General features: G+C 71.6%; 5 protein-coding genes and 1 pseudogene. 4 read left to right on the top strand and 2 right to left on the bottom strand.

Annotated features, from left to right (window positions below; translation table 11 throughout):
- A pseudogene (locus G6023_RS08275) lies at positions 1-576 on the top strand (methyltransferase type 11); the annotation flags it as partial.
- On the opposite strand, the gene glgA reads toward G6023_RS08275, so the two are convergent.
- Positions 565-1,731 carry a glycogen synthase gene (glgA, locus tag G6023_RS08270; RefSeq protein WP_069388937.1) on the bottom strand — a complete coding sequence of 389 codons (1,167 nt, stop codon included), beginning with the start codon at positions 1,729-1,731 and terminating at the stop codon, positions 565-567. The pseudogene G6023_RS08275 and the gene glgA sit on opposite strands and share 12 nt — an antisense overlap.
- Before the next feature lie 143 nt (positions 1,732-1,874).
- Between glgA and glgC the strand changes: the two genes are divergently transcribed.
- Complete coding sequence (gene glgC, locus G6023_RS08265; RefSeq protein ID WP_182634943.1) at positions 1,875-3,101, top strand: glucose-1-phosphate adenylyltransferase; 1,227 nt, start codon at positions 1,875-1,877, stop codon at positions 3,099-3,101.
- 42 nt (positions 3,102-3,143) lie between these two features.
- On the opposite strand, the gene G6023_RS08260 is transcribed toward glgC, so the two are convergent.
- Positions 3,144-3,752 (bottom strand): O-methyltransferase, encoded by a 609-nt coding sequence (locus G6023_RS08260; protein ID WP_096905235.1) that lies wholly within the window; start codon positions 3,750-3,752, stop codon positions 3,144-3,146.
- Positions 3,753-3,954: 202 nt separating this feature from the next.
- Here G6023_RS08260 and sigE point away from each other — a divergent pair, with 202 nt between their 5' ends.
- Both sigE and G6023_RS08250 read left to right on the top strand, forming a co-directional pair.
- Positions 3,955-4,575, top strand: coding sequence for an RNA polymerase sigma factor SigE (gene sigE, locus G6023_RS08255; protein ID WP_182634942.1), 621 nt, complete (start codon positions 3,955-3,957; stop codon positions 4,573-4,575).
- 139 nt (positions 4,576-4,714) lie between these two features.
- The gene (locus tag G6023_RS08250; protein ID WP_182634940.1) at positions 4,715-5,146 is read left to right on the top strand and encodes an anti-sigma factor family protein; all 432 of its coding nucleotides are present in this window, start codon (positions 4,715-4,717) and stop codon (positions 5,144-5,146) included.
- Positions 5,147-5,392 lie beyond the last annotated feature (246 nt).

The raw sequence follows: 5,392 nt of genomic DNA, 5'->3' as shown, positions 1-5,392 counted from the left end.
GTCGACGCGCTGGCGGGGGCCGGGCGACCGGCCGGCGCGCTCGGGATCGGCACGGAGATCTCCACCGCGGCGGCGCGCCGACTCGCCAGGGTCCACGATGACGTCGCGGCCCTGGTCGCGGACACCTGGGACGGACTCCCGCTCGCGGACGACTGCGTCGATCTGGTGCAGGTGGTCTTCGCCCCGAGGAACCCGGCGGAGTTCGCCCGGGTGCTCCGGCCGGGTGGCACGTTGGTCGTCGCCGTTCCCGGGCCGGGCCATCTCGAGCCGCTGCGTTCGGCCGGCGGCATGCTGGAGCCGGCCCCGGACAAGTCGGACCGCCTGGACGCGGACCTCGCCGACCACTTCCGCCCCGGCGAGGTGCGTACCGTCGACGTGCTCACCGAGGTCCCCGCCCCGGTGGCCGTGGACCTGGCGCTCATGGGGCCGAGCGGCGTTCACCTCGACAGGTCCGGGCTCGAGGCCCGGTTGGGCCCGCAGGACCGCCCGGTCCGGATACACGTCGAGGTGCACACCTACCGGGCGCTGCCGGCCGGGAGGCCGCCTCCACGGCCGGGGGAGCCTCTACAGCAGTGAGGCGTACATCCGATGGGTCTGCTCGGCGATCGCCTCCCACGAGAACCGGGTACGGGCCCGCTCCTTGCCCGCCAGCCCCATCCGGGCGGCCTTGCCCGGGTCCGCCACCAGGTCGTTGACGGCAGCCGCGAGCCCGGCCTCGAATGCGTCGGTCGCGGATGCGTCGTAGTGGACGAGGGTGCCCGTCTCGCCGTCGACGACCACCTCGGGGATCCCGCCGACATCGGACGCCACGACCGCCGTGTCGCACGCCATCGCCTCCAGGTTGACGATGCCCAGTGGCTCGTAGACCGACGGGCAGGCGAAGACCGTCGCGGCGGAGAGGATCTCGATGACCTCCTCGCGCGGCAGCATGTCGCGCAGCCAGAACACACCGTCGCGGGTGGACTGCAGCTCCGCCACCAGCGACTCCATCTCGGCGGCGATCTCGGGGGTGTCCGGGGCGCCGGCGCACAGCACCAGCTGGGCGTCAGGGTGGAAGTCCCGGGCGGCGCGCACCAGGTGGGGCACGCCCTTCTGCCGGGTGATCCGTCCGACGAACGCCACGATCGGCCGGTCCGGGTCCACCCCGTTCCGGCGCAGGACCGAACCCTCGCCGGCGAAGGTCTCGACGGGTGACCACACGGAGGTGTCGATGCCGTTGAGGATCACGTGGATGCGGTCCGGGTCGATCTCGGGGTAGACGCGCAGGATCTCGTCCTTCATCCGGGCGCTCACCGCGACCACCGCGTCGGCTCCCGCGAAGGCGGTGCGCTCCGACCACGACGAGACCCGGTATCCACCGCCGAGCTGCTCGGCCTTCCACGGCCGGCTGGGTTCCAGTGAATGCGCGGATACGACGTGCGGGATGCCGTAGAGCTGCCCCGCGAGGTGCCCGGCGAGCCCCGTGTACCAGGTGTGGGAGTGGACGAGGTCCGCGCCCTCGGCCGCGACGCTCATGCGCAACCCGGCGGAGAGAGTCTGGATCGCGGGGTTGGCGTCCGCGCCCAACTCGGGATCCGGTCGGAAAGCGCGGGCGGTGTCGCGGTCGGCCCCCATGCACAGCACGTCCACCTCGCACAGCGGCCGTAGGTTGGCCACCAGTTCGGTCACGTGCACTCCGGCACCGCCGTAGACCTCCGGCGGGTACTCCCTCGTCATCATCGCTACTCGCACACCGGCCAAGGTAGTCGCTCGGGCCCCCGCCCGAGGCGTGCCCGGCGAACACCGCCCGACCGCGGGGTTACGGTTCGGTACTGGGCGGGGGCAAACCCCACGATGACCGGTCCGGGTGAGGGCGGAGTCGATACGGTGGGGGCGTGAGGAATCAGCCGCACGTCCTAGCAATCGTCCTCGCCGGTGGCGAGGGCAAGCGACTCTTCCCGCTCACGGCGGACCGGGCCAAACCCGCGGTGCCGTTCGGGGGGTCCTACCGTCTCATCGACTTCGTGCTCAGCAACCTCGTCAACGCGGGGTTCATGCAGATCTGCGTCCTCACCCAGTACAAGTCCCACTCGCTGGACCGCCACATCGCCCAGGTGTGGCACATGCGCGGGATGGGCGGCGAGTACGTCGCACCGGTCCCCGCCCAGCAACGTCTGGGCCCCCGCTGGTACACCGGGTCGGCCGACGCGATCCTGCAGTCGCTCAACCTGGTCTACGACGAGAAGCCGGACCACATCGTCGTGTTCGGCGCGGACCACGTGTACCGGATGGACCCCAGGCAGATGCTGGACCACCACATCTCCACCGGCGCCACCGTGACCGTCGCGGGGATCCGTGTCCCGCGCAGCGAGGCGTTCGCGTTCGGCTGCATCGACGCCGGCGACGACGACCTGATCCGCGGCTGGGTCGAGAAGCCCTCCGACCCCCCGGGCACGCCGGATGATCCGGACGCGACCTTCGCCTCCATGGGCAACTACATCTTCACCACCGACGCCCTCATCGAGGCGCTCAAGGCGGACGCGGAGAAGCCCGACTCCACCCACGACATGGGCGGCGACATCATCCCGGCCCTCGTCGAGCAGGAGCGGGCCTACGTCTACGACTTCGCCCTGAACAACGTCCCCGGCGAGACCGAGCGTGATGCCGGGTACTGGCGCGACGTGGGCACCATCGACGCGTTCTACGACGCGCACATGGACCTGGTGTCGGTGCACCCCGTGTTCAACCTCTACAACTCCCTGTGGCCCATCCGGACCCAGCAGGACAACCTGCCGCCGGCGAAGTTCGTCAACGGCGGCATGTCCCAGGAGTCCATGGTCGGCTCGGGGACGATCGTCTCCGCCGCCACCGTGCGCAACTCGGTGTTGTCGAACAACGTCATCGTCGAGGACGGGGCGGTCGTCGAGGGCAGTGTCCTCATGCCGGGCGTCCGCATCGGTCGCGGGGCCGTGGTCCGCAAGGCGATCGTCGACAAGAACTGCCACATCGGCGACGGGGACCTGATCGGTGTGGATCACGAACGCGACCGCAGCCGGTTCCCGGTCAGCGCGGGCGGCGTGGTGAGCGTCGCCAAGAACACCACCACCTCACTGCAGGGCTGACCTCGCGCCCCGGGGGGTGAACCCTCGGGAGGGGAGGACCGCTCAGAGGGTGACCACGGTCAGGCCGGTCCCCACGGGGAGCACCGTGACGTGCGCGCGCTCGGGGAGCTCCGCGTCCTCGGGCAGCGGGGCGTGCTCGCCCATCAGGACCAGCGCGCCGCCGGCGCGCAACAGCTGGTGGGATCGGGAGATCACGCGCGGCACCGAATGCGCCGGGACGTCCGCGACCACGAGGTCGTAGGCGCCGTCCGCGAGTTTGTCGGCCACCTCGAGCGGCCGCGCGGCGATGTAGCGGGCGGAGGAGGCCGGATGGCCCGCGCCGCGGACGGCCGATCGCGCCGCCTCGAGGTGATGCGGGTCGTCGGTGATGCAGGTGACCACGGTTCCGGAGCCGGGCGCGGCCGCCGCGAGGATCGCCAGAGCGGGGACTCCCGGTGCGGGGGTGATGCACACGGCGGCGCGGGTGCCGTTCAAGCGGGCCACCAGGCGGATCGCGTCCGCGGTCAGGGCGTCCGGCGAGGCGGCCCCGAGTTCCTCGGCCTCGGCCCGTGCGGAGGCGTAGAGCGAGTCGTCGACGAGGGCGGCGCTGCGTTGCGCCATCCCGTCGAGACCGGAGCGATCGGTGGCGGGGACATCAGAGGAATCGGACACCTGAGCAGCGTATCCCCGACCGGGGAGGCAGCGGTGACCAACGCGCGGTGATCGGATCGGTATCAGACTCTCAGGGCTGTCTCAGTACGCGTATACCGTGAGGACAGCCCCGTAGGGGAGGGTGGGCACACGTCGCGCCACGAGGGCGCGGCCACCACCGCGCGGGCTCCCACAGGCCCGGGCCGGAAGGCGGCGGCAGCGCATGTACTCACGAACCGTGCACGGGACGGCGATCGCACCGGTCGCCCTCGACGAGGCGGCCGGGACCGCTCGTTTCGACGCCACCGGCGAGGCTACGGACATGCCGTCCTGGTACGAGCTCGTCGCGCAGCACGGTGACCGTGTCTACCGCCTGGCGTACCGCCTCTGCGGGAACGCCCACGACGCCGAGGACATCACCCAGGAGGCGTTCATCAGGGTGTTCCGCTCGCTGGACCGCTACAAGCCGGGGACCTTCGAGGGCTGGATGCACCGCATCGTCACCAACCTGTTCCTCGATTCCGCACGCCGGCGCGGGCGCATCCGCTTCGAGGCGCTGCCCGAGGACGCCGAAAGGGTGCCCGGTCGAGAACGCAGCCCGGAGCAGGTGATCTCGGAGGAGACGTTCGACCCCGTCCTGCAGACCGCGCTGGCCAACCTGTCTCCGGAGTTCCGCGCCGCCGTGGTCCTCAGTGACATCGAGGACCTCAGCTACGAGGAGGTCGGACGCATCCTGGGCGTGAAGATGGGCACCGTCAGGAGCCGGATCCACCGCGGACGGGCCGCGTTGCGTGCGGAACTCGAGGCGGCCGGGGTCACCGGCGCCCACCAGCGCATCGACTGATCCCTCCGGCGATCGGCACAACCCGCGTCCGTACCGGGAACAGCGGGTGGCGGCGCGGGAACCCTGCGGGTACGCCGGACGTTGACCCCTCGACGGGGACTCGGACGAGCCCACGAGATGACCGGAGAAGGGGAGGGGCGTGGACAGACACCTCCACGAACGCGGACCCGGCCCCGAGTTCACGCTGTCGTTCGACTCGGCGCGGAAAGTGGTCGACAGGACCGGCACGCCCCGCGCCAGAGAGAGCTTCCTGTCCACCGACCACCTCTCCACGGAAGCCGCCGCAGCCTATGTCGACGGTCGGCTACCGCCCTCGGGGCAGTCCCGGGCCGACGCCCACCTGGCCCGGTGTCCGCACTGTCGTCGGGAGGTCGAGGACCAGCGTGAGGCACGCCGCGCACTGCGCGGATCCGGCCCCATCCAGATGCCCCGCGAACTCCTCGAACGGCTGCGGTCACTCGAGGACGCACCCGATCCGGTCACGCGGACGGGCCCCGATCCGGTGGCCGGGTCCGAGGAGACCCACGGTTGGTCGAGACTGCTTCGCCGGCTGTGGCGACGCGGCAACTAGGGTGGGCCGGGTGGAGGACGACACAGGCGCGCCCGGGCACACGGCGCGGGACGGGGAACCGGACCGCCCGCTTCGTGAACCCGCCCCGATCCATCGGCCGGCCGTGGGCGAGGACGAAGTCGCCCGGTTCGCCCGACCCGACGGTGTCACCGGTGGATTCGACCCGTCCCGAGTCGGTGCCGCCGCGCACCCCGGCCCGCTCCTCAGCAGCGACGCCGACCCGGCCCTCGAGCAGGCCTTCGCCCC

This window comes from Dietzia sp. DQ11-71 (assembly GCF_014144995.1).
Classification (GTDB): Bacteria; Actinomycetota; Actinomycetes; order Mycobacteriales; family Mycobacteriaceae; genus Dietzia; species Dietzia kunjamensis.
The sequence above is the reverse complement of the archived record's forward strand: the minus strand, read 5'-3'. Positions and strand labels throughout refer to the sequence as shown.